Annotated in this window: 21 protein-coding genes; 7 read left to right on the top strand and 14 right to left on the bottom strand. The window is 69.3% G+C overall.

The annotated features are described in order from the left end of the window. The first annotated feature begins 47 nt into the window (after nt 1-47). A complete protein-coding gene (locus ACZ45E_RS26415) occupies nt 48-1,100 on the top strand; it encodes an Acg family FMN-binding oxidoreductase (RefSeq protein ID WP_468224814.1) in 1,053 nt (350 codons plus the stop codon). On the opposite strand, the gene ACZ45E_RS26410 is transcribed toward ACZ45E_RS26415, so the two are convergent. Then, the gene (locus tag ACZ45E_RS26410; RefSeq protein ID WP_468225107.1) at nt 1,076-2,737 is read right to left on the bottom strand and encodes a sensor histidine kinase; all 1,662 of its coding nucleotides are present in this window, start codon (nt 2,735-2,737) and stop codon (nt 1,076-1,078) included. The genes ACZ45E_RS26415 and ACZ45E_RS26410 overlap by 25 nt on opposite strands. A 586-nt stretch (nt 2,738-3,323) precedes the next feature. Between ACZ45E_RS26410 and ACZ45E_RS26405 the strand changes: the two genes are divergently transcribed. After that, nucleotides 3,324-5,741: a glycoside hydrolase family 65 protein gene (locus ACZ45E_RS26405; RefSeq protein ID WP_468224813.1), complete on the top strand. Its 2,418-nt coding sequence runs from the start codon at nt 3,324-3,326 to the stop codon at nt 5,739-5,741. Nucleotides 5,742-5,766: 25 nt separating this feature from the next. Here ACZ45E_RS26405 and ACZ45E_RS26400 read toward each other — a convergent pair whose 3' ends face one another. Together ACZ45E_RS26400 and ACZ45E_RS26395 are read right to left on the bottom strand one after the other, a co-directional pair. Next, nucleotides 5,767-6,363 carry an NADPH-dependent F420 reductase gene (locus ACZ45E_RS26400; protein ID WP_468225105.1) on the bottom strand — a complete coding sequence of 199 codons (597 nt, stop codon included), beginning with the start codon at nt 6,361-6,363 and terminating at the stop codon, nt 5,767-5,769. A gap of 132 nt (nt 6,364-6,495) precedes the next feature. After that, on the bottom strand, nt 6,496-7,314 hold the full coding sequence (locus ACZ45E_RS26395; protein ID WP_468224812.1) for an inositol monophosphatase family protein: 819 nt from the start codon (nt 7,312-7,314) through the stop codon (nt 6,496-6,498). Between the two features lie 147 nt (nt 7,315-7,461). Between ACZ45E_RS26395 and ACZ45E_RS26390 the strand changes: the two genes are divergently transcribed. Further along, nucleotides 7,462-8,361 carry a LysR family transcriptional regulator gene (locus ACZ45E_RS26390; protein ID WP_468224810.1) on the top strand — a complete coding sequence of 300 codons (900 nt, stop codon included), beginning with the start codon at nt 7,462-7,464 and terminating at the stop codon, nt 8,359-8,361. A gap of 240 nt (nt 8,362-8,601) precedes the next feature. Here ACZ45E_RS26390 and ACZ45E_RS26385 read toward each other — a convergent pair whose 3' ends face one another. The 4 genes from ACZ45E_RS26385 to ACZ45E_RS26370 all read right to left on the bottom strand — a co-directional run bounded on the left by ACZ45E_RS26385 (nt 8,602) and on the right by ACZ45E_RS26370 (nt 11,242). Then, nucleotides 8,602-8,892: a DUF805 domain-containing protein gene (locus ACZ45E_RS26385; protein ID WP_468225102.1), complete on the bottom strand. Its 291-nt coding sequence runs from the start codon at nt 8,890-8,892 to the stop codon at nt 8,602-8,604. Between the two features lie 413 nt (nt 8,893-9,305). Beyond that, nucleotides 9,306-10,175 (bottom strand): SigB/SigF/SigG family RNA polymerase sigma factor, encoded by an 870-nt coding sequence (locus ACZ45E_RS26380; RefSeq protein ID WP_468224807.1) that lies wholly within the window; start codon nt 10,173-10,175, stop codon nt 9,306-9,308. Nucleotides 10,176-10,296: 121 nt separating this feature from the next. Further along, the gene (locus ACZ45E_RS26375) at nt 10,297-10,665 is read right to left on the bottom strand and encodes an ATP-binding protein (protein WP_468224804.1); all 369 of its coding nucleotides are present in this window, start codon (nt 10,663-10,665) and stop codon (nt 10,297-10,299) included. A 436-nt stretch (nt 10,666-11,101) separates the two neighbouring features. Then, nucleotides 11,102-11,242 (bottom strand): hypothetical protein, encoded by a 141-nt coding sequence (locus ACZ45E_RS26370; protein ID WP_468224802.1) that lies wholly within the window; start codon nt 11,240-11,242, stop codon nt 11,102-11,104. A 113-nt stretch (nt 11,243-11,355) separates the two neighbouring features. Between ACZ45E_RS26370 and ACZ45E_RS26365 the strand changes: the two genes are divergently transcribed. Together ACZ45E_RS26365 and ACZ45E_RS26360 are read left to right on the top strand one after the other, a co-directional pair. Further along, nucleotides 11,356-11,529 carry a CsbD family protein gene (locus tag ACZ45E_RS26365; RefSeq protein ID WP_468224799.1) on the top strand — a complete coding sequence of 58 codons (174 nt, stop codon included), beginning with the start codon at nt 11,356-11,358 and terminating at the stop codon, nt 11,527-11,529. A 310-nt stretch (nt 11,530-11,839) separates the two neighbouring features. Next, entirely contained in the window at nt 11,840-12,526 is a 687-nt protein-coding gene (locus ACZ45E_RS26360; protein ID WP_468224796.1) for a GAF and ANTAR domain-containing protein, read from the top strand. A gap of 209 nt (nt 12,527-12,735) precedes the next feature. Here ACZ45E_RS26360 and ACZ45E_RS26355 read toward each other — a convergent pair whose 3' ends face one another. From ACZ45E_RS26355 to ACZ45E_RS26345, 3 genes are all read right to left on the bottom strand, one after another. Next, nucleotides 12,736-13,974 (bottom strand): ricin-type beta-trefoil lectin domain protein, encoded by a 1,239-nt coding sequence (locus ACZ45E_RS26355; protein WP_468224793.1) that lies wholly within the window; start codon nt 13,972-13,974, stop codon nt 12,736-12,738. Nucleotides 13,975-14,289: 315 nt separating this feature from the next. Beyond that, the gene (locus tag ACZ45E_RS26350; RefSeq protein WP_468224791.1) at nt 14,290-14,838 is read right to left on the bottom strand and encodes a phosphatase PAP2 family protein; all 549 of its coding nucleotides are present in this window, start codon (nt 14,836-14,838) and stop codon (nt 14,290-14,292) included. A 138-nt stretch (nt 14,839-14,976) separates the two neighbouring features. After that, nucleotides 14,977-16,092 carry a serine hydrolase domain-containing protein gene (locus ACZ45E_RS26345; protein WP_468224788.1) on the bottom strand — a complete coding sequence of 372 codons (1,116 nt, stop codon included), beginning with the start codon at nt 16,090-16,092 and terminating at the stop codon, nt 14,977-14,979. 302 nt (nt 16,093-16,394) lie between these two features. Here ACZ45E_RS26345 and ACZ45E_RS26340 point away from each other — a divergent pair, with 302 nt between their 5' ends. Together ACZ45E_RS26340 and ligA are read left to right on the top strand one after the other, a co-directional pair. Then, nucleotides 16,395-17,339, top strand: a complete 945-nt coding sequence (locus tag ACZ45E_RS26340; protein WP_468224785.1) for an AraC family transcriptional regulator — start codon at nt 16,395-16,397, stop codon at nt 17,337-17,339. 63 nt (nt 17,340-17,402) lie between these two features. Continuing rightward, nucleotides 17,403-19,478 carry an NAD-dependent DNA ligase LigA gene (ligA, locus tag ACZ45E_RS26335; RefSeq protein ID WP_468224783.1) on the top strand — a complete coding sequence of 692 codons (2,076 nt, stop codon included), beginning with the start codon at nt 17,403-17,405 and terminating at the stop codon, nt 19,476-19,478. Between the two features lie 47 nt (nt 19,479-19,525). Here ligA and ACZ45E_RS26330 read toward each other — a convergent pair whose 3' ends face one another. The 4 genes from ACZ45E_RS26330 to ACZ45E_RS26315 form a co-directional block, all read right to left on the bottom strand. After that, the gene (locus tag ACZ45E_RS26330; RefSeq protein ID WP_468224781.1) at nt 19,526-20,557 is read right to left on the bottom strand and encodes a hypothetical protein; all 1,032 of its coding nucleotides are present in this window, start codon (nt 20,555-20,557) and stop codon (nt 19,526-19,528) included. Nucleotides 20,558-20,568: 11 nt separating this feature from the next. Then, complete coding sequence (locus ACZ45E_RS26325) at nt 20,569-21,435, bottom strand: helix-turn-helix transcriptional regulator (RefSeq protein WP_468224778.1); 867 nt, start codon at nt 21,433-21,435, stop codon at nt 20,569-20,571. Between the two features lie 36 nt (nt 21,436-21,471). Further along, nucleotides 21,472-22,278 (bottom strand): SDR family oxidoreductase, encoded by an 807-nt coding sequence (locus ACZ45E_RS26320; protein ID WP_468224776.1) that lies wholly within the window; start codon nt 22,276-22,278, stop codon nt 21,472-21,474. Nucleotides 22,279-22,536: 258 nt separating this feature from the next. After that, the gene (locus tag ACZ45E_RS26315; RefSeq protein ID WP_468224774.1) at nt 22,537-24,087 is read right to left on the bottom strand and encodes a COG1361 family protein; all 1,551 of its coding nucleotides are present in this window, start codon (nt 24,085-24,087) and stop codon (nt 22,537-22,539) included. Nucleotides 24,088-24,150 lie beyond the last annotated feature (63 nt).

The following is a 24,150-nucleotide window of genomic DNA, read 5'->3' as shown; positions in this document are numbered from 1 at the left end:
GCCGCGGCGCAGGCTGGACCTGTTCGATCCAGTCCAGGAAGGAGGCGATGGCGATGGTCTCCGCGCACATGGACGCGGCAGCACTGGAGAAGCTGCTCTCGGCCGCCGTTGCGGCGCCGTCGATGCACAACACCCAGCCCTGGCGGTTCCGCTTCGTGCCGAGCACGTTGTCGGTGGAGATCCATGCCGTCCCCGAGCGCGGCTTGCCCGAGGAGGACCCACAGGGGCGTGGTCTGCACCTCGCGGCGGGCGCGGCGCTGTTCAATTTGCGCCTCGCGGTGACCCACTTCGGTTGGACACCCGTACACCGAGTCCTTCCGGACCCGGAATCTCCGGGCCTTCTCGCCGCGGTACGGATCACAGCGGGCAGCCCTCGCCATGTCGGCGACAACCCCCGCTTGTACGACGCCATCTGGCGCAGGCACAGCAGCCGTTTCCCCTTCTCCGGGAAGCATCCGCCCGGCCCGGTGCTCCGCGAGCTCGCCGATGCCGCACACAGCGAAGGGGCCGCGCTCGACCTTCCCGCCCCCGACGCCACCGCCCGCCTCCTGCGCATCACCGCTGAAGCGGAGCGACGCGGCCACCTCGACGCCGCGCGTGCCACGGAGAGCCGCCGATGGGCCATCCTCCTCGGCGCGAACGACACCGGTCAGGGGATACCTCCCACGTCTCTCGGCCCCCAGGACTCCTTCGAGCGCCTGCCGATGAGGGAGTTCAGCGCCCGACGCCAGGAGGAATCACTCTCCACACAGCCGTTCGAGCGTACGCCCATGATTGCCGTGCTCCACTCGGGTCATGACCGTCGCGCCGACTGGATCCGTTCCGGCCAGGCCCTGCAGCACGTTCTCCTTGTCGCCACAGCACATGGGCTGCGCACCTCCGTACTGCATCAGGCCCTGGAATGGCCCGATCTCCGCGCCCTTCTGCACACAGCGAACCGTGATCTCGGCTATCCACACATGCTCATCCGCGTCGGGTACGGGCCCGACGGTGCCGTCACACCCCGACTACCGACGCGGGGGTTCCTTCACGTCGAGAACGAGCACGACTCCTCCGGGCCGGTAGCTCCAGGAACTCAGCGGTCCTCACGCCTCTCGTGATCGGTCACCGGTACCTGCCAGATCAGTCTCGTTCCGCCCATCGGCGGCTGCTCCACCACGAACCGTCCGTGCAGGCCGAGCGCTCTCTCCCGCAAGTTCGACAACCCGCTGTGGCGAGCCCCGTCGGGGATCCCCCGGCCGTTGTCGACCACCGTCAACGTCAACTGCCCCGCCTTGACAGCGATGTGGACGTCGACGGCCGTCGCTGCGGCGTGGCGGGTGACGTTGCTCAGCGCTTCGCCCAGGACGGCCATCGCGTGCGTACCCACGTCCGCGGGCACGTCCGTGTCCACCAGTCCCTCCAGCCGCAGCGCGGGCAGGAAACCGAGCGTCGACGCGGCCGACTCCACAGCGGCCGACGCCTTGGCCCGCAGCCCCGATCGGCCGAGTCCTTGCTCGTGGTCCCGCAGCCCGAAAATGGTCGTCCTGATGACCTTTATGGTGGTGTCGAGGTCGTCGACCGCGCGCGAGAGGCGTTCGGCGACCGCCGGCTCCTTGGCCAGACGTTCCGCGCTCTGCAACGTCATGCCGGTGGCGAACAAACGCTGTATGGCGAGGTCATGCAGGTCTCTGGCGATCCGGTCCCGGTCCTCGAGCAGGGCGATCTGTTCGGCGTCCTTGCGTCGGTCCGCAAGTTCCATCGCGAGAGCCGCCTGGTCGGCGAAGCCGATCAACGGCCCGACTTCGGTTTCGACGAACTCCGGCCCCCCGGAACGCCTCGCGAGCAGCAACACTCCGCGAACCGATCCCTGCTCTCCCACCGGCACGGCAACCGCAGGGCCGAGACCGGCCCACAGACGCCCCGCTTCGTCGCCTCGCGCCTCGTGCCCCAGCTCGCCGCAGACGCCGGTCCGCGCCTGCGTGTACGCGTCACCCACCAACCCGTTCTCGGACGACAGCCACCGCTCCTGATAGATCTCGGCCTCTTGTCCTGTTGCGAACGCCACGCGCAATCCGGGCTGCCCCTCTTCGGGCAGGGCCACCACCCCCAGATCTCCGGAGACGAGCCGCTGGGCCCGCTCCACGATCAGCCGGAGCACGTCGATATGGGGAAGCCCCTTCAACAGCCCGCTGGTCACTTCTCCGCTGGCGGACAGCCACTGCTCACGCATGCGCGTCTCCGCGTACAACCGAGCGTTCTCGATGGCCACGCCCGCCGCGACCGCCAGGGTCGACAGGACGGATTCGTCCTCGGCGTCGAACTCCTTCGCGCCTCGCTTCTCGGTGAGATACAGATTCCCGAACACCTCGTCGCGCACCCGTATGGGCACGCCGAGGAACGAGTGCATCGGCGGATGGTGCTCAGGAAAGCCGTAGGACGCGGGGTGGGAGGAGATCTCCCCGAGCCGGAGCGGTTCGGGGTGCTGGATCAGCTCCCCCAGAATCCCGTGGCCTTCGGGCAAATCGCCTATCCGCGCCCGCCGTTCGTCGTCTATCCCGACGGTGATGAATTCCGCCAGTCTCTGTTGAGCACCTATCACGCCGAGAGCACCGTACTCGGCGTCGACCAGGACGATCGCCGCCTCGACGATTCTTCTGAGGACCTGGGGCAGATCCAGTCCCCTGCCGACGGAGAGCACGACCTCCAGGAGGGTGTGCACCCGGTCCCGGGTGCCACGCATGCTGTTGACCCGCATCTGCAGCTCGTCCAGAAGCTCATCCAGACGCAGCTTCGGAACCGCCCCGCCTTGCGACACGCTCTCGCCCACGCCACTCCCCTCAGGTGCGGTCCGGCCACGATTTCGCGTCTGCTGTCCCTGTTCCCTACGGTAGAACCCGTCTCATCGTCCGAGCCACTCCCCGGCCGCATCCCGTCTCGGCCCCGACCCGGCCCGGGCCACAGCATGGCAGGACGGCACCGCCCTCCCCTGTTTCACCTTCACCGGACGCGACAGCCACACTGTCACCCCATGACCGGGCTCGGCCAGGGGGCGCAGGACAGAGTGCGGGTGGGCCGGAAGGTTCGCAGCTGGGTACGCACTCGCCGACGGTGACGTGATCGCGCGCGTCGACCTGCTGGGCGGCGCACCGCACTCCGCGCATCGAGCGGTCGCAATAGGGCTTCCCGGGTCTCGAAGAGGCCGTTCGGTCCCTCCTGCGACCGTGCGGGACGCGACACGCTGCACGGACTGCCGGACGCGAGCGCACCGGCGAACTCCCGTTCCACGGCGCCGATCTGATGGCGCCGGGCCCCCGCGAACTGCTCGTGAAAGGAGCCCTCCGGTGACGGACTGGACGTGGCCGTACGAGGGGTACGCACCCGCAGATGAACGGTTGCGGGAGTCTCTGTGCACCCTGGGCAACGGATACTTCGCGACGCGTGGCGCCTGGCCCGAGTGCGCTGCGGACGAACTCCACTATCCAGGTACGTACGTCGCCGGGTGTTACGACCGCCTCACCTCCACTGTGGTCGACCGCCGCATCGGGAACGAGGACCTGGTCAACCTTCCCAACTGGTTGCCGTTGCGCTTCCGTTACCGCGACGAGAACGGAGCCGGGCCCTGGTTGCACCCGGACACCGCCCGGGTCCTGGAGCATCATCAGACCCTCCTCGTCAACAGCGGTCTGCTGGAGCGCCGGACGACGTACGAGGACAACGTCGGTCGCCATGTGAGCCTGCGACAAGTGCGCCTCGTACACATGGCGGACCCCCACCTGGCGGCGTTGCGCACGGAGTTCAGCACCGACAACTGCACAGGTGAGCTGGAGGTGGAGGCCGCGCTGGACGGGGCGGTGCAGAACGCGGGCGTGCCCCGCTACCGTGACCTGGCCGGCCGACATCTCGTCCACGGCCACAGTGGTACGGCCGGGTCCGACCTCACATGGCTACGTTGCCGGACGCGCACCTCCGATGTCAGCGTGGCGCTCGCGGCCCACACCACGTCCGCAGACGCCACGCGCACCTACGGTCACCACGCCGGCGTACACGCGGCGCAGTTGCTGTACCTCCCGATGCGACCCGGCCGGACCACGACCGTGGACAAGATCGTCGCCCTTCATACCTCCCGCGACCCCGCGATCAGCGACCCACTGCAAGCTGCCGTCGACCGGGTACGACAGGCACCTTCCTTCGACGACCTGCTCGAATCCCACCTCACCGCGTGGGACCAGCTTCGGCGCCGGGCCGAACTGGATGTGCCGGGCGAGGCGGGCCGCATTCTGCGGCTGCACCTCTTCCACGTCCTGCAGACGCTCTCCCCGCACACCGCCGAGCTGGACGTGGGCGTGCCCGCACGCGGTCTGCACGGGGAGGCGTACCGAGGTCACGTCTTCTGGGACGAACTGTTCGTGCTGCCCTACCTGAACCTGCACTTTCCCGAGGTCTCGCGCGCGCTGCTCACGTACCGGCACCGCCGCCTGGAGCGCGCCTGCCGCTCCGCTCAGGACGCCGGCCACCTGGGCGCCATGTACCCGTGGCAGAGCGGCAGCGACGGCCGGGAGGAGACCCAGCGTCTGCACCTCAACCCGAACTCAGGGCGCTGGCTGCCCGACCACACCCATCTCCAGCACCATGTCGGCTCGGCGGTCGCCTACAACGTCTGGCGTTACTGGGAGGCCACCGGCGACGCCGACTTCCTGCACACCAAGGGCGCCGAGATGCTGCTGCAGATCGCCCGGTTCTGGGCGGACAGGGCCGCGTACGACGAGGAGCTCGGCCGCTACCGGATCCGTGGCGTGGTAGGCCCGGACGAGTACCACGACGCGTACCCGGACTCGGACCGGCCGGGCATCGACGACAACGCGTACACCAACGTCACCGCCGCCTGGGTACTTACCCGCGCACTCGACCTGCTCGACCTTCTCCCCGAACCCCGTCGACGAGAGCTCACGGAACGGATCGGATTCGACAGCGGGGAGGCGGAGCTGTGGCGGGACGTGTCGCACTCGCTCCACGTCCCGTTCCACTCCGGGGTGATCAGCCAGTTCGCCGGCTACGAGCACCTCGCCGAGCTGGACTGGGAGGCGTACACGCGCAAGTACGAGGACATCCGCCGCCTGGACCGGCTCCTGGAGGCCGAGGGCGACAGCGTCAACCGTTACCAGGCATCCAAGCAGGCCGACGTCCTGATGCTGGGCTACCTCTTCCCCCCTGCCGAACTCAGCGCGCTTTTCCGCCAGTTGGGGTACCACCTGGACGAAACGGTATGGCAGCGTACGGTCGACCATTACCTGCGCCGCACCAGTCACGGCTCCACCTTGAGCGGGCTCGTGCACGGCTGGGTGCTCGCACGGGCCCGCCGCGCCGACGCCTGGAGATACGCCCACGAGGCACTGGTCGGAGACGTCGCGGATATTCAGGGGGGCACCACCGCGGAGGGCATTCACCTCGGAGCCATGGCCGGGACCGTGGATCTGGTCCAGCGCGGGCTGACCGGACTGCAGACGCGGGGCGAGGCCCTGTGGCTGGACCCGGCTCCGCTTCCGGAACTGACCGGATCCACCTTCGGATTCACGCTCCGGTACCAAGGCCACTGGGGCGTACGGCTGCGGATGCTTCCGGACCGTGTGCACATCAGCGTCCCCGCCTCGGACCGCTCCCCTCTCACCATCGAACTGCCGGACCGCACCGTCACCGTCCGGCCCGGGGAGACCCGTGACTTGCTCCTCCCCGTTGCCGCGCCCGCGGCACCGAGGGACTGATGGGCAGACTCAGGGGCTGCCCCCGTCAGACGGCGACCGAGATCGCGAAGGGCAAGAAGCCCCTGGACCGGATCACGTGCGGAACGAACAGGACCGCTGCCTCGGTGGCACGCGCGGTCCGGATCCCGCCGAGATCGATGATCCACTCCGTGCGCCAGCTGAGGTCCACGAGCAGTTCACGGACGGCCTGCTTGGCTCCCGTGTCCTCGCCGGAGAGAAAGACACTGGGAGGCTGCGTGAGGTTGGCGGGCGCGGTCATCACGGGAAAGAGCATGGTGTTGAGCGTCTTCACCACACGCGTTTCGGGCAGTGCTTCCTGGAGTTTCTCGGCGAGGCTGGAACCGGGGTAAAGCAGGTCGGCGGGCAGACCGTCCGGTCCGTCGGTGGTGGCGTTGGCGACATCGACGAGGATTTTTTCCCGCAGTTCGTCGCGCAGGGCGGCGAGCCTCTCCAGGGAGTTCTCGCCCGGGGTGGCGTTGATGATGATCTGCGCGGACCGGGCAGCAGCGGCGGCGACCCCGTGTGCGCGGCCCACCGCCGTCACCTCGTGCCCTGCCCGGGTGAGGGCATCGGCGAGGTTGCCGCCGACACGGCCGTTTCCGAGGACTGCGATCGTGGTCATGGTGGTGTGGCCCTTCCAGTGCTTTGCAGGTCTGCAGGTCGTGATGCTGCTCGTATAGGTCGTGAAGCTGCTCGCACGGGTCATGCAGCTGTTCGTACGGGTCGTGACGCTGCGGTAGGTCGTGCTACCTGGTCAGCGGGACAGGGTGGTGACGGCTTCGCTGTGGACGCCGGGTGCGGCGGCCAGGAAGCTTTCGCTCGCGGGGCTCCAGGGGCGGCCTTCGGCGTCGGAGATCCGCCCGCCGGCCTCGGTGACGAGCAGCGCCCCGGGCAGCAGATCCGCGCGGGCACCGGCGAACTGCCAGAAGGCGTCCATGCGGCCGGCGGCCACGTGCAGCAGGTGCAGGGTCGCGGGCACGGCGGTGCGGACGACGAGCGCGTCGAAGAGCATCGCGGTGATCGAGGAGCCGACGCGGCGGACGACCTGCTCGTCCTCGTCGGGCCGGGCCTGGCTGGTGGCCACGAGGCTCAGGGACAGGCTGTCGGTACCGGAGACGTGCAGGGGCCGGTCGTCGAGGTGGGCTCCGCCGCCTGCGAGCGCGGTGTAGGTCTCGCCGGTCAGCGGCAGGTGGACCGCGGTGAGGACCGCCTGGTTGTCGCGCACGAGGGTGGCGGTCACCGCCCATTCCGGCAGCGCGTGCAGGTGGTTGATGTTGCCCTCGGCCGGGTCCACCACCCACCACTCGCCGGCCGGCAGAGCGCCCCCGTCGAGTTCCTCCTCCACCCAGCGGGCCTGCGGACGCAGGTCGGTCAGGCGGGGGCGCAGGATGCCGAGGGCCGTGTCGTCGTTGACGGCGAGCGCGTGCATGAGCTCTTCGCGGGTCCGGTGGCGGACCACGTCTCCGAAGAGTTCGCGCAGCGCCGAACCGGCCGCACGGACAGCGAGCACGGTCTGAGCGAGCAGGGCGGCGTCGGAAGCGGGAAGGTCAGCGGTCTGAGGCGTTTCGGACATGGGAGTGCTCCGGTGTGGAGGAGGAGGGATGAGGCCGGTCGGGCCGAGCTGTGCGGGTGCGGTGCCGTCGTGCGCTCTCTTGCCTCGACGATAGAGAGCCCAGGCATTAACTTCAAATGCATGCAAAGCAAGGCTAGATTGACTGTCATGCAACTGGATTTGAATCTGCTCGCCGCGCTCGACGCGCTGCTGGAAGAAGGAAGCGTGACCGGGGCGGCCGCACGCCTGAACGTCACGGCCCCCGCGATGAGCCGGAGTCTGGGCCGGATCCGGCGCACGACCGGGGACCAGATCCTGGTGCGCACCGGCCGCACGATGACGCCGACCCCCTACGCGATCGCCGTCCGGCAACAGGTGCACGAGCTGCTGCGCCAAGTCCAGGGAGTGCTGGCCCCGAGCCGTGAACTCGATCTGGCGACACTGGAGCGCACCTTCTCACTCCGCTGGCACGACTCCCTACTTGCTCTGAGCGGACCCGCGCTGCTCGCGGCCGTACGCGGACAGGCGCCGGGCGTGCGGTTGCGCTTCCTCGCGGAATCGAGCACCGACACACCCGAGTTGCGGCGCGGCGAGGTCGACCTGGAAGCCAACGCGAACCTCCCCAGCGCACCGGATGTCCGTTCCGAAAAGGTGGGCGAGACCCGCCACGTGATCGTCGCCGCGCAGGGGCACCCCCTCGCCCGCTCCAGGTCCTGTACCGCCGAGCAGTACGCCGCCGCCGAGCACATCACCGTCTCGCGCCGCGGAAGCCTCAGCAACACCCTCGACGACGCTCTCACGCGGCTCGGCCTCACCCGTCACGTAGTGGCGACCGCACCCACCGAGGCCGCCGCGTTCGAGTTCGCCCGCGGCTCCGATCTCCTGGTCACCGTCCCCGACGTCACCACACGCTCCGCCGTCGCGGACCTCGGCCTGGTGGTACTCCCCCTGCCACTCGAACTGCCACCGGCGCCGATCTACCTGTCATGGCATCAGCGCTACGACACCGACCCCGCCCACACCTGGCTGCGCGAACTGGCGCGGACCGCGCTGACCCCGGGTCAGTAAGTCCCGCACCACGTCCTACGGTTCACCGGCGGCCGGGCCGCCCCTGACGCCGGGGCGGCCGTTCAGCTGAGCCAGTCGGTGGGCTCCGCCGCCGGGGTGCTGGTCGCTGCCAGGCTGGCGAGGAATTTGAGGCGGACCTCGGAGAGGTTGTTGGAGACACCGGCCATAGACGTGCCACTGCGGCGTCGCAGGGGACGAGAGAAAGCACGCCGCGCGCGCCTGTTGGTTTCAGCGGCAGCTTCAGCTTCCCGCTGGGGGCGGTGTAGTCCATGTCGCATTGGGGCCAGGAGCGTAGGTGCTGATCTCCGGCTTGCTTTCCTTGGCAAGGAGGACGATGAGAGCGATCCCCGCCGGAGGCGCCAGGGTGAGCAGCATGAACCAGCCGCTGAGGCCGGCGTCATGAAGACGGCGGACGCCGACTGCAACCGTGGGAATCACGACTGCCAGGGCGTAGAGGAAGCAGTACGAGGGCTGATCAAGAGCAGTACCGAGACCCCACAACGCGTACAGGATCGCAAGGTTGATCAGCATGTACACCCAGTACTCCTTCAGTACTCCTTGCGGCTCGCTCGACCGCGGAATCCGAAGTAGTTTCTGAGCGCCTTGAAGTACCAGGTCATTGACTTCTATCCCCACCCCATGCCCGGTTCCGCACCATGCTGATCACCTGAGCGCAATGAGGCTAGAGACGGCAACGGTGCACGTCAAGAGGAGATCAGCAAGGCCGGCGGCATCCTCGTTGCTCCGGCGAAGGCCGCGCTGCTCGGTGAGCGCGTCGATGACCCGGTGCTGCCGAGCGGCGGTCAGATCGCGGTGCGACGCGGACAGGGCGGGTCAGGTCCGGAGCAGCAGGCGTCTGAACGGATCGCCCCTGTCGCCCCCAGGAAGGGACGACAGAGCGAACGCGGTGCAGGAGGGTGGCCGAGAAGGCAGGGCCCGGCCGGTTATTCGGTGGTGAGCAGTCCCGTACGGAGCTTGCCGATGACGCGGGTGATCAGGCGGGAGACGTGCATCTGCGAGCAGCCGAGCTCCTCACCGATCTGCTGCTGGGTGCGCTCCTCGACGAAGCGGAGGTGGATCAGGCGGCGGTCACGCTCGTCGAGGTCGGCGATGAGCGGCGCGAGGGAGTGGAAGTTCTCCACGAGTTCGAAGCGGTCCTCGTCGATGCCGATGAAGTCGGCGAGCATCGTGTCGGACTCGTCGTCCTTGCCGTTGACGGCCGCGTCCAGGGAGACGCTGTTGTAGCCGTTGGAGGCCCGCTGCGCCTCGGCGACCTCGGCCGGCTCCAGCTGCATCAGCTCCGCCAGCTCGGCGGTGGAGGGGGAACGGCCCAGGCGGGTACGCAGCTCCTCGGTGGCCTTGGACAGCTCGATCCGCGCCTCCTGAAGGCGGCGCGGCACATGCACGGCCCAGGACGTGTCACGGAAGAACCGCTTGATCTCCCCCGTGATGTACGGCACCGCGAAGGAGGTGAACTCGACCTCGCGGGTCAGCTCGAACCGGTCGATCGCCTTGATCAGGCCGATCGTGCCCACCTGGACGATGTCCTCCATCTCCTGCGGGCCACGGTGCTTGAACCGGGAAGCGGCGTACTGCACCAGGGAGAGGTTCATCTCGATCAGCACGTTGCGCACGTAGCTGTACTCGCGCGTGCCCTCTTCGAGCTGGGTGAGCCGGTCGAAGAAGTGCCGACCGACCTCACGGGCATCCTTCGGCGCGATCGATGCCGGATCCGTGTAAGCACGCTCGATCAAAGACTCCCGGACCGTCCCGGTCGTCAGATGCCTCTGGTCGTGGAGTGCCACGGTGTTCATACGTCCCGCCCCTGTTCCGCCGGTTCCTGTCTGGCCCCACCGCTACCCCGACGTGCGGTGGGCACACCTGATGACCGGCAGATTCTCATAGGCGAACGGGGACCGCGTGAGGCGGGGCCGGTCAGGGCAGTGCCAACGTCGCGGTGATCGTCTTGCCTTCCGGTCCCACGTCGACGTGCACGCTGGAGCACAGGCGCTGGACCACCTTCCAGCCGTAGCCACCGGGCAGGCCGCGGATCGTCGGCAGGCACTGTGGCTCGGCGCGGCTGGCGTCGCTGACCCGCAGCCGGAGCTCACCCCCTGTCACGCGGGCGGTGAAGCGAGTGACGCCGCCCGCGTGCAGGAGGGCGTTGGCCGTCAGCTCGCTGACCACGAGCAGTGCGTCGTCACGCAGGCGCTGCGCCTGGGCCGGGGGCAGCGCGCGGCACACCTCCGCCAGCACCGAGCGGACCTTGGACCGCGCCTCTGCGCAGCTGACGTCGTGGTCCAAGGCTTCAGACGTCCCCAATGCTTCAGCAACACTCATGGCCACGTGGATCCTCTCTCCCTGCACACGCAGACACGGCTCGCGTGTCTTTCGTTCTCCTCCGCCTGCCCGACACTTCCAGCCCCACTCCCCCGCTCGCCCGGCCGAGCGCGCGGAGCCTTGCCGTGACGGTATGCGCCGACTTGCCTGCTGCGGTGGGAAACGAACGGTGGCCGCGGAGTACCTAGCGGAGTACCTACTGGTCATGGCGTCGGAAGCGGCTAAAAGGGACTGCGGATGGGTCCCCGACAGACAAAGCCTCGACACGACCCAGCAGGAGCGGGTGGCCGTCGTCTCCTTCGGGGGCGGCCTCGACTTCACCGACGAGACCGAGGTCATGCCGGCGTTGTCCAGCGCTCGCCGACCCTCATACTACGGGCACTCGCGGCGGCGGGCCTGATCACGAGGTCGAGCAGCCGGACCACCAGGCAGCCGGACCACCAGGCAGCCGGACCACCAGCACGATGACCGCAATCCACCACAGTGCCTTCAGCGCGTAACCCGCGCCGAAGAGGGCCCCGCCGCACTGCGAAATGCCCACGTCCACCCTGGATCAGAAAGTGATCTGCGGGTGGGGGCCATGTTTGCCTCACCGCTGACAGGCCAAGCGGAGAGTGCACGCACGTTGTCGATGCCAGAGGAGCGTGAGCGGACATGACTGCCAACGAGAAGGCCAAGGCCAAGACCGACCAGGCTGCCGGCGCCGCCAAGGAGACCGCCGGACGCGCTGTGGGCAACGAACGCCTCACCACCGAAGGCCGCGCCCAGCAGATGAAGGGCGACGCCCGCCAGGCCAAGGAAAAGGCGAAGGACATCGGCAAGCACTGACGCGCACCGCGCGACGCGAAGGGGCAGCCCCCAGATGCTGGGGGCTGCCCCTTCGCGTCGCGCGGCAACCATTCGCATCCGCGGGCGTCCGCCCGGCGAAGGGCGCGCCGCCTCGCCCGGCCGCGGGACTGCGCGCGGGCGCCGATCGGTGCAGACGCAGACGGCTGGAACCGGGGGCTGCGGATGCTGTCAAAGGATCCTGCGGTTCTGCGTGGCCGGTTCCCCTCTCTTCTGGGAGACTGCGCTCGTTCCTGAGCCTCGTGAAACCCTGGAAGTGTGTCGGCCTGCGGCACCGAGAGAGAGACACACCATGGACTGGCGGGACTTCGCAGTGCAGCTGGCAGTGATGGCCCGCGAGCTGGAGGACAAAGAGAACAGCGACGCGACCCTGGCCGCGATCACCTCGGCCGCCGTCAAGCTCATCCCTGGCTGCGAATCGGCAGGCGTTCTCTGGCTCAAGAACGGCAAGGGCCTCTCACTGGCCCCCACCGACCGGCTCGTCTCCGAGAGCGATCATCTGCAGGAGCGCTTGGGCGAAGGGCCCTGCTTCGATGCCGCTCGGCTCGGCCATCCCGTCTTCCGCGTGCGCGACATGACCACCGAAAGCACCCGCTGGCCGCAGTACGCCCCTGAGGCCAGGGAACTGGGCATCGGCAGCATGATGGGCTTCCTCCTCTACACCCATGACGAGGACTTGGGCGCCCTCAACCTGTATTCCACAGTGCCCGGGGTGTTCACCGAGGACTGCGAGACCGCCGGGTGGCTGCTCGGCTCCCATGCGGCCGTCGCCTTCGCCGCCGCCCGCGAACAGGACCAGCTGGGACAAGCCGTGGAGACCCGGGGCCTCATCGGCGAAGCAATGGGCCTGATCATGGCCGGCCACGATCTGAACGAACAACAGGCCTTCGACGTCCTGCGCCGGTACTCACAGGAGAAGAACCTCAAGCTGCGCGACGTGGCGCGGCGCACCGTAGATCGCGGAGGTCTCACCCCTTGAGAGAGGGGCGCCTCCCTCATCCCTCGCCCGAGCGGATCCGCCAGATCCTGGGCGACAGCGACGGGGCCGAACCCCTCACCCCGTCGGCCGGTCATGCAAAGCCACCTGCCCCAGGAGGCCCGTCACGCCCGCGCGCCTACTTAGCCGTGCGGGTCAGCGGGTCAGCGGGTCAGCGGGTCAGCGGGTCAGCGGGTCAGCGGGTCAGCGGGTCAGCCGACGGTCCACTTCTGGTTGGCGCCGCCCGAGCAGGTCCAGATCTGGAGCCGAGTGCCGTTGGCCGAACTGTTTCCGGTCACGTCCAGGCACTTGTCGGCTTGCGGGTTGACGATGTCGTTCGCCGAGCTGACCGCCCATTTCTGCGCGGCCGTCCCGTTGCAGTCGTAGAGCTGGACCGTGGTGCCGTCCGCGGTGCCGCCGGCGGTCACGTCCAGGCACTTGCCGAGCGCGCGGATCGTGCCGTCGGAGCCCACGGTCCATTTCTGCGCCGAGGAGCCGTTGCAGTCGTAGAGCTGTACTGGGGTGCCGTTGGCGGAGTTCGCACCGGCGACGTCGACGCACTTGCCCGCAAGGCCCCTGATCGCGCCGCCGGCGGGTGCGTCGCTCGTGGTCACCGACACCGAGTCCACCACCAGTTGGGCGGGGAAGACCGTGGAGCTGTTGGGGTCACCCGGCCAGTAGCCGCCGACTGCCAGGTTGAGGATCAGGAAGAACGGCTTGTTGAAGGCCCAGGTCTTGCCACTCACGTCCGCGGGCGTGCGCGTCTGGTAGACGACGCCGTCGACCGACCACTTGATCGAGTTGGGCGCCCAGTCGACAGCGAAGGTGTGGAACGCATCCGCGAAGACCTGGCCGCCGGGCAGGGTGTAGGCGGCGCCTACACCCGCCGATCCGGAGTAGCCGGGGCCGTGGAGGGTGCCGTGGACGGCCGAGGGCTCGAAGCCGACGTTCTCCATCACGTCGATCTCACCCGAGTTGGGCCAGCCGACCGACCCGATGTCCGTGCCAAGCATCCAGAAGGCAGGCCACATGCCCTGCCCCCGCGGGATCTTCATGCGCGCCTCGACGTGCCCGTACTGGGCGCTGAACTTCCCCGAGGTGTTCAGCCGGGCCGACGTGTACTGGCACGTGCCGTACCAGCACTGGTAGTTGGACGGGTTCTCCTTCTTGGCCGTGATCACCAGGTGTCCCTGGCCGTCCAGGGCGGCGTTGTTGGTGCCGGACGTGTAGTACTGGCGCTCGTGGTTGTTGACGTTGTCACCGGTCTCCAGCGTCCATTTCGACGAGTTGACCGCACTCCCGGCGGCGCCGTCGAAGGTGTCGGAGAACGTCACCGCGGCGGCGGCGACATCCGATGGTTCCGCGTGGGCCACGCCGGTCGCGGCGGATGCGACCAGCGTGGCGGACAAGGCGGCGAACAGGCATCTGCGAAGCAGGCGATGGGAGGTCACGTCTCAGTCCTTCCGGGGCAGTGAGGGACCGGCCCGAGGTGGGGGAGGTGAAAACGTTTCGCCTGTTGATTTAAGGAGTGAACTAAGGGGGCGTCAAGATGCTGGTACGGACCAGATGTTGCCCATTGCTTCGATAAGTGAGCTGTCCGGCACGCGAAGGGCCCGCGGCCAGAGTGAACTCGGGGGCGAAACCGCAGCTGGGTGATGCGGTCATGCCCCGGCGGCCAGAGCCGCGCGCGCCGCCACCGCGTCCGCCGGGTCCCAGAGGCCGCCCTTGCCACGCCGGACGAACATCGCCTGACGTGCGGGCGGCCTTCAGAGCCAGTGGCGCAGGATCACGCGCGGAGCCAGGCGAGTGAGCCAAGCGGCGGCCACACCGATGGCGCCGCCGGCAGCAACGTCGCTCGGGTAGTGGGCCCCGCTTTGCACCCGCTCAAGGGCCACCAAGGCGGCCGGCACCGCGCACACGGCGCCGGCCGTCGGCCACATGGGCGTGACCGCCGCGGTGAAGGCCACCGCGGCGGCGGTGTGCCCGGAGGGGAAGGACGAGGAGTCGGGCCGGTCGTCGGCCTCGTCGTGCGGGAACCACTCCTTGGGCGGCCGGGGCCGGTCGGTCAGCTGCTTGCCCACTCCGTTGGCAAGCAGCTGCGCCACGGAGAGGGCGGCGATCCCGCTGACCGCCGCCTTACGGCCGCGCCGCCCGCCCACACATGCCATCACGGCGGCCGCTCCCCACCACAGTTTCGTACTCTCGGCCGCCTCCTCCACCGCCGACAGCACCTTGCCGAAGCCCGGCGGGATGCCGCAGCCCACCCGCTGTGTCAGGGACCGGTCAGCATCGCGCAGCACTGCCAGAATTTCCATGAGGAGCAGGTATCCCGCAGGTCACCGACCTACACCCAAGGTCATCGAGTGACTGGTCCCGCTTCACCCGGCAGACACGGGGGCGCATCGGGGGCCGCACGGCACGGCTCTTCGAAGCTGCCCCCTTCCCCCGGGTTGTCACCGCAGTCCGTCGTATGCGGCCATGATGATCCCCATGCCGCGGTGGTCCTCCTGCCGGTCCCGGTCCAGCATCTGGTTCATGACGTAGGCCACTGTCAGGCGAGATTCGGGGTCGCTCGCGACCAGGGAGCCGCCCCAACCGCCCCAACCGAAGGTGCTGCCGAACTTGCCGAAGCCCACGGTCCAGGACATCGGAGACCGCAGGACGCGGTCCTCGCCGCGGAACACCTCCTGCCACGCGGGCTCACAGCCCTGGGGGGACAACAGGCGTACCCCGCCGGCCGCACCCCGGTTGGCCAGTACTGACTGGACGAGCGCGACGGACCGCGCGTTGCCGTAGCCGTTCACCGCGGGGAGCTGCGCACGACGCCAGGCCACGGAGTTGACGTCCCTGACCCGGACCGCGGCACCGGTGTGCTCCCGGCGCGCGCCGTCCGGTCCGGGCGGTGCGCCGGAGGCGTAGGCGTCGGTCAGTGACGGTGGCGGGATGAGCGGTGCGACGCGGTGGTCGTGCTCGGCGGAGAGACCGATGTGGAAGTCCGCGCCCAGCGGCTCGGCCACTTCCTCGGCGAAGAACTCGCCGATGCTGCGGCCGGTGACGCGGCGGACGATCTCACCGACCAGGAATCCGAAGGTGAGCGCGTGATATCCGGCGGCCGTTCCGGGTTCCCACTCGGGGGCCTGCGCGGCCAGCCGTGTCGTCACGCCCTGCCAGTCGTAGAGCTCCTCGACCGTGGTCAGTCCGGGCAGGTCCGGCAACCCGGCGGTATGGGACAGCACGTGCCGCACGAGCACGTTCTGCTTGCCGGCCGCGCCGAACTCGGGCCAGTAGGCGGTGACCGGCGCGGACAGATCGAGTCGGCCCCGGTCGGCCAGGGCGAGCGCGCACAAGGCCGTCATGTTCTTGGTCGTCGAGTTCACGCAGGTGAGGATGGAACGCCCCCAGCTGACCGAGCGGTCCGCGTCGGCGTACCCGCCCCAGATGTCGACCACCGGCTCACCGTCGAGGTAGACGGCGACCGAGGCGCCCACGTCGTCCTTCCTCAGCGAAGCCGACAGGGCCGCGCCTACCGCCGCGAACCGTGGCTCACACACTCCCTCGATATCGGTCATGGCATCAGCCTCAGGGAGCGCCCGGGCTTCCCACCCGACCATTCCCGCGCCGGTTTCGTCGGGCGGGGAAGCTCGGGGCCTGTCTCACTCGGGCAGTGGCGACCTGACGGTCGTGAAGTCCGCCGCACGTAACGGTAGTTGCTCCCCCGGATGACGCCCTGGGGCGGCTCGTCGAGCATGTGCGTCATGACCGTCCGGCCGGCGCCCGGGACCGCGGAGCCGGTGACGGCCGCGGCTGCGTAGCGCGTGGCTACCGCAGAGGCAGGCACAAGAGAGGCACGAGCCGGAAAGGACGGGTGCGCGTGCTGGAGCGGGTGAATCAGGCGCTGGACCACCTGGAGGCATGCCTCGACCGGGGCAGCCGTGAGGTCGACATCGCCGAGGTGGCGCGGATCGCCGCGGTGTCCGAGTACCACTTCCGGCGGCTGTTTCTCACCCTCGCCGGAATGCCGCTCCCGGTCTACGTGCGGCGCCGACGGATGACGCTCGCCGCGGCCGACGTCCTGGCCGGGGAGCGGACGTTGCTCGATGTCGCGGTGCGGTACGGATACGGCTCGGGCGAGGCCTTCGCCCGGGCGTTCCGGTCGGTGCACGGCATCGGACCGGGAGAGGCCCGCTGCACGGGCGCGGTCCTGACGGCACAACCCCGCATGTCCTTCCGTGTCGTCATCGAGGGACGTACGACGATCCGGTACCGGATCGTCGAGAAGGGGCCGTTCCGCTTCGTCGGCAGGAAGGCCCGGGTCCCGCTCGTGCACGACGGGGCCAACGAGACCGCCGCGGCGCACCTGGAAACCCTGGACGAACGGACGATCGCCCGCATGAAGGATCTGGCCGGGCAGGAGCCGGAAGGCATCCTGTCGGCGGCGGTGTACCTGACCGAAAACCGGGCGGAGGGCGCCGACGCGGACTACTGGATCGGCGTGGTGACCGGGCCCGAGGCGACCGCCGAGGCGTTCGACGCCCTCGACGTGCCGGCCGGGACCTGGGCGGTCTTCGACAACCACGGGCCCTATCCGAGCGCCCTCCAGGGGCTGTGGCGGGACGTGTTCACGCAGTGGTTCCCCTCGAACCCGTACGGGAGCCGACCCGGTCCTGAGCTTCTGCGGACGCAGCCCGTGGAGGTCGGCGCGGAGACCGTCTCCCAGTTGTGGATACCGGTCGAGCGGAGCAGATCGCGGCAATGCCCTCCCGGGGACCCGGTTCGACCGGCCGGGTGCGTGTCGAGCCGCAGTTCACGCAGGTAGGGCCGTCCGTCGAGAGGGGCTGCGCCCACCTGCTTTGTCAGACCCTTGAGGAAGGATGTCTGCATGACCGCATCTGGCGCCGATGAGGCGCTGACCAGCCCTGCCCAGTACCAGGACGCCATCGCCCGCGTCAGCCAGGCCGCCCGCGCCTACTACGGTGGGGACGGCGACTTCACCACCGAGAGCGTCCTCGACGACGCGACCTACGACCAGTTGCTGCGCCGCATCGCCGCATGGGAGCAGGCACACCCCGACGAGGTCTCACCGGACTCCCCCACCGACAAGGTCGCCGCGGGCGCCGCGCCGGTCGGCGACGTCGCCCACACCGCACCTCTGCTGTCCTTGGACAATGTCTTCACCCCTGCCGAGCTCGCCGACTGGGGCGCGGGGTTGGAGCGCCGACTGGGCCGGCCGGTCGCCGGCGGTTACACCGTGGAGTACAAGCTGGACGGCGCCGCGATCGCCGCCCGCTACGTCAACGGCCGCCTCACCCAGATCGTCACCCGAGGCGACGGCCGCTTCGGTGAGGACATCAGCCATGTGATCGGTTCCCTCGTCGGCCTGCCCGCGCGGCTGCCCCAGCCGCACACCTTCGAGGTCCGCGGTGAAGTGCTCTTCACCCAGGACCAGTTCGAGCGCGCGAACGAGATCCGCACCGCGCACCACGAGAAGGTCTTCTCCAACCCGCGCAACGGAACCTCCGGCACGCTGCGCGCGCAGAACCGGCCCTACACCCTGGAGCTCACGTTCTGGGCGTACGGAGCCGTCAACCTGCCCGGCGAGACGTTCCTGCCCGACGGCGCGGCCCACGCCGAGCTGCTCGGCCTCGTCTCCGCCGCGGGGGTACAGACCACCGGCGACGCGCCCGACGGCCTGAGCGTCGTGGCCACACTGGCCGAGGCGCAGCAGCGCGTGGAGGCGGTCCAGGCGCTGCGTCCCGGCCTGCCGTTCGGTATCGACGGTGTGGTCATCAAGGCCGACTCGGCCGCCGAGCAGGCCCGGGCGGGGTTCGGTTCGCGTTACCCGCACTGGGCGATCGCCTACAAGCTGCCTGCCGTCGAGCGGACCACGACGCTGCTGGGCGTCGAGTGGAACGTGGGCCGCACCGGTGTGATCGCCCCGCGGGCCCGTCTGGCGCCGGTCGAGGTGGACGGCTCGACGGTGGAGTTCGCGACCTTGCACAACCCGGCCGACATCCGGCGCCGGGACCTGCACATCGGCGACACGGTGACCGTGTTCAAGGCCGGTGACATCATCCCCCGCGTCCAGGCGCCGGTCGTCGCCCTGCGCCCGGCCGACGCCGTCGAGATCCCCTTCCCCGAGGTCTGTCCCCACTGCGGCAGCGCCATCGACAAGCGCCAGGAGCGGTGGCGGTGCGAGAAGGGGGCGGCCTGCCGCCTGCCTGCCCTGATCGCCTACGCCGCACAGCGCGACTGCCTCGACATCGACGGCCTGGGCCAGACCTACGTGGACGCGCTCGTCGCCTCCGGCGCGGTCACGGACGTCGCCGACCTGTACACCCTGGATCTGGAGACGCTGATCCAGGCCTCCGGCAGTGAGAAGCGCGGCGCCAAACTCGTCGAGCAGATCCGGGCCGCCAAGTCCAAGCCGTTGAACCGGCAGCTGTGCGCACTGGGTGTCCGCAACACCGGCCGCCGCCTGTCGCAGCGGATCGCCGCCCACTTCACCACGATGGACGCCATCCGGGCGGCGGACGCCGAGGCCATGCGGGAGGTCGACGGCATCGGCACCGAGAAGGCGCCGGGCATCGTCGAAGCGCTGGCCGAACTCGCCCCGGTGATCGACAAAATGGTCGCGGCCGGTGCCACGATGACCGAGCCCGTCGACGAGAGCGCCGGGCAGGGCCCGCTGGTCGGTGAGGACGGCAAGCCGCTGAAGGTCTGCGTCACCGGGAAGATGACCGGCCCGCTCGCCGAGCTCGGCCGCAGCGCCATGAACGACCTCATCAAGCGTGCGGGCGGCAAGGACGCCAGCAGCGTCACCGCGCAGACCGCCTACCTCGTCTGCACCCCCGCCGCGGGCGGCAAGTTGTCCAGCAAGGCCGCCAAGGCCAATGACCTGGGCGTCAAGGTGATCACGCCTGAGGAGTTCGCCGACCTCGTCGCCGACTACCTGTAGATCAACGCCTTCAGACCCCGTAGGAGAGTCTCGCCCACGCGGTGGTGCTACTGGATGCTCCAGCGGTGCGGATGGTCGGGATCGGTGGGGCAGGCGAAGAGGTTCAGCTCGCCGGATCGGCCCACGACGACTTCGGTGGGCGTGGCAGAGCGGTGGGCGGGCAGGTCTCGATCCTCCAGCGGTTTCCAGCTACCGCTGCCGCCGTCCCACTCCGAGCTGTCGATGGTCAGCAGTAGGTGCATCGGCGTGCGGCAGGTCTGGCAGTCCATGGGGTAGGGGTCGGTGGCGTGCCAGGAGGCGAAGCCGCCGACGCGCCAGCCGGGCGGGATGGACAGGTCGTACTGGTAGTAGACCGGATCGGCCGCGTTCGTGTGGGGCTGCCGCTCGGCCTCCTCTTCCTGGGCTTCCTCCCAAGCGTCGAGCCGGGCGCACAGCTCAGGGGGCAGGAGGCCGGCGAACGGGTAGGTGGTCACCCGCTCCGGTCGCAGGACGCAGGGCTCGGGTACGAACCCGGCGGACCCGACGACCAACGGCTGCGGGAGAACGGCCAACACGTCCCCGACCTCCCACGACCGCCGCCAGTGCAGAGACAGATTCAGGTCGTACCGGCTCGGGCCGTGCGCGTCGAAGGGGCACCAGAACACCTGGAGCAGGTCGCAGTCGTCCGGCCCCTGCGGCAGGTCCGGGACATCCCGCCGATACAGCTGGGCCAGGCCGATCAGTGGCAGCGGATCCGTCTTCGGTGCCTCGGGAAGCCGGTGCTCCAGGTAGAGCTCGGCCAGGAGCTCCCGTTCCTCCTCCGTAGGGCCCGGGCTCTGTTCGCGAGCCCACGCGACATCCAGGATCCGCCGGTAGCGGTGGATGTCGGCCGGGCGCCGCCCTCGCCCCCTGCCGTGGGCCTCATCGCATACCGGCCACGGCTCGTTCGCCGGCCACAGCATCGGACCACCCACCGAGCTGTCAGAAGTCTGCGGGCTGCCCGGTCGCGGGTGGAGCCGCGTCGTCGTACCCCGGTGAGCAGCCAGTTCCGGGAAGAGCGCCTCGACATCAAGCGGGCGTGGTGGAGTGATCCTCGTCATGGAACGCGACCCTAGACGCTGTCCAGCGTCTGTTGGGTGGCCGCCCATGACGCCAGGAGCGCTGAATTGTCAGCGGTCGGGGTGCCCGCGGGTGCGGTGTAGATGTTGAGGTGCAGGCCGGGCTCGGCAGGCAGTTCCAGGGACTCGACGTCCAAGTCGAGCCGGCCCACGATCGGATGGCGCACACGCTTACGGCCGGATCGGTGCAGCCGCACGTCCTGAGACGCCCAGCGCTGCCGAAACAGCTCACTGCACGTGGACAATTCACCGACCAGGGCGATCAGCTCCTCGTCGTGCGGATTGCGGCCGGCTTCCATGCGTAGCTTCGCGGCCACGCCGGCGGCGACTTGGTCGTAGTCGACAAAGAAGTCGCTGGCCGCCTCGGGATCCAGATAGACGAACCGCGCTGTGTTCGCGGGCCGTCGCGGGTCGGCCAGCACGGGCGAATACAGCGCGCGGGCGAGTTGGTTCATGGCGAGCACGTCATAACGGCCGTTACCGATCCAGGCCGGCGCACCGGAGATCGCGTCGAGCACCTGCTGCAGCGTCGAGCGCACCGTCACGGCAGACCTACGCCGGCGCGGGCCGCCGGGCGTCCTGGATCGGCGCGCGAGGTGGAACAGGTGGTCGCGCTCGGCCTCGTCGAGTTGCAAGGCAGAGGCCAACGCGTCGAGCACGCCATCGGAGGCACCGGCGAGGCTGCCGCGCTCCATGCGCACGTAGTAGTCGACCGACACCCCCGCGAGCAGCGCTACCTCCTCGCGGCGCAGACCTTTGACCCGGCGGTTGCCGCCGTAAGCGGGCAGACCCGCCTGCTCGGGTGCGATGCGGGCGCGACGCGAGGTGAGAAACTCCCGGATCTCGGTGCGTATGTCCATCGGGGCCATTCCCTCACCATAAGTCCGTCCCGCAGCCTAGGGGGTTCCCGATGCGGTCGTCGCAATGCCACCGTCCACCGGGATGACGGCGCCCGTGAGGTAGGACCCCGCGCGGCCGGCGAGAAACACGGCGATTCCCGCCATGTCGTCGTCCCGGCCGAGCCGGCGCAATGGGGCCGCCGCCGCGATCGTGTCACCGATGACATCGAGCGTGGACGCCATCATCTGCGACGGGAACACACCCGGTGCTACCGCGTTCACCGTGATGTGCTGGGGGCCCAGCTCGCCGGCAAGCACTCTGGTGAGTTGATGAAGTGCCGCTTTGCTGCTGGCGTACGAGTAGTTGGGCGACTGGGCTACGTGGATGGCGGCGATGCTGCCGATGTTGATGATCCGCGCGGGATCATCGGCGGTGCCCGCCTTGCGCAGTGCGGGGAGCAGCGCCTGCACCAGCCAGAACGGCGACTTGAGATTGAGGTCGATCACTGTGTCCCAGGCCTCGTCCGGGAACGTCTCCAGCGGCTCGCGCCACATCGCTCCCGCGTTGTTGACAAGGATGTCCAGGCGTTCCGAGTCGGCCTCGACGAGATCAGCGAGGCGCCGGCACTCGTCGTGCCTGGACAGGTCGGCGGGTATTGCTCGAACGTCGCCGAATTCGGACAGTTGACGCTGTGCCTCCGCGCACGCGTCCGCCTTGCGTGAGCTGATGACGACGCGGGCGCCCGCCTGGAGAAGGCCGCGGGCTATCATCATCCCGATGCCCCTGGTGCCGCCGGTGACAAGCGCGCACTTCCCACTCAGATCGAAAAGCTGTGTGTGCGTGGTGAATTGGCTCTCCGCCATTGGTCGCCGTCCCTATCTGTTGTGAAGAATGCGCCGACACGGTCGCGCATTCGGGTCGCCGGATTGAACTGGTGCGGGTGGAGCTGCGGTGCGTGTTCATGTTGGCAGGCGTTTCGGACGTTCTGGAGACCCTGCTGATACAGGGACTGCGAGAGCCCCCTTGCCTGGTGCGCTGATGCGGGCCGTTGCGGGCGGCCGTCACGGACGCCCTTGTTCTGTGCTGGAGCCGTGGTGATCGACGGTTTCGCGGGACCTCGGTTACGCCGTGGCGCCCTGACGGCAGGAGCGCCTGCGGTGCCACATGCCCAGAGCCGCGGCGAGGACGAGAACCGCGAGGGTGATCGCTGCCGCCACGGAGCGGCCGGGTGTGGCCCAGGAGGGTCCCGGCCAGACCGCCACGGTGACGTGGGCGGTGTCGTTGGCGGTGGTGACGTCACGGCTGACGCGCCCGCCCTCGCCGTCGGAGACGCTGACCTGGCCGGCCCGGTGAGCGACATCCTTGTCTATGCGCAGAGCGAAGGGGAAGGTGGTCGTGGCCCCCTCCGCCCCGACCTGCGTCGTACACACGTACCGACGTGCTGGGGGCTGCCTCTCGGACGCAGGGGCCAGCGGCGTGCCGTTCGGGCCGAGCGCGCGGCAGTCCTGGTCGATCAGTTCCTCGTCGCGTTCGAATGCGTACGGGGAGGACACGACGGTGGTCCCCGGTGGCACCGTGAACGTGATCCGCGCCGGGGCGGGCAGCGCACCTGGGCCGTCGTTGCGGACGCCGACGCGCACCGTGGCACGGCTGCCGATCGGTCCCCGGACGGTGCCCGCGACGGCGGCCAGATCGCTCTCGTTGTCCACCGACACCTTCAGCTCCGCCGAACCGGTGCCGTGCGTCTGCTCGCCCTGGGTTCTGCCGGGCACCAGGCGGAGCGCGGCTTTGTCGCCCGGCCGGTACTGGGACGCCACTTCACCGGGAGGCACGTAGTCGGTCCCGAGGGCGGCTGCCTCGAACGAGACGCGCGGATGCGTGGCGTCACGGGCGGCCCGGAAGACCTCTCGGGCGCCGAGTCGGTAGGACGCGCCGGGAGGAATGACGACATCGGCGGCCGGCAGGCGGCACCACACCGATGTGCTGCCCCGGTAGCGGCAGTTGCGGTGCTGGACGGTCGGGGTGAGGCCGTCCCGGGTGCTGATGAAGAGCGCGACTCCGCGGGCGGGCACATCCCCGGTGTTGCGCAGGGTCAGCGTGACGCCGAGGCTGCCGCCCGGGTCGACGTCGAGCCGATCGGCCTGTGCGGCGACCGCCAGCTCCGGCTTGCCGATCACGATGCGGGTGCTTCCTCCGACAGTGGGCCTGCCGGGCGCTGTCACCCGGTAGCGCAGCACCGCCGAGTCGCCCGCCGCGGAGCCGGCCGCGGGGCTCAGGCGAAAGGACTGGTGGTGGCCGCCCTGGGAGGGGGCCTTGTGCTCTCCTGTGCAGCGGAAGACCGGCAGGCGGACGGGGCAACTGTCCGTCGCCGTCTCGATGACCGCGATGTCCTTCAGGGCGTTGGCGTCGAAGGTGACCGTGACGTCGGCCGCCTGGTTCTCCTCAACACGCAGCACGGTGCTGCTGTCGGCGTCGCGCGGAACGTAGAAGACCGACGGTGCGAGGAGTGTGGGCCCGGAGGACGGCGCGCAGCCGACGAGTCCCGCCAGCATCGCGGCCAGGAGGAAGGCCACCCCAACGGCCGCACGGACCGACTTCATTGGGGCGGCAGACTTCTTCTGTCCTGGCCTGACCAGGCCGTCGGCTTCCTCGAACATGTCCACCGTGATCACCCTGCCAGCAGGACGTCACGTCCGTGCATCACTCCTGTCACAGGGCTCCGCCGTGCGGCCTCC

The sequence above is a fragment of the Streptomyces sp. NPDC030991 genome (genome assembly GCF_055571235.1).
The sequence above is the reverse complement of the archived record's forward strand: the minus strand, read 5'-3'. Positions and strand labels throughout refer to the sequence as shown.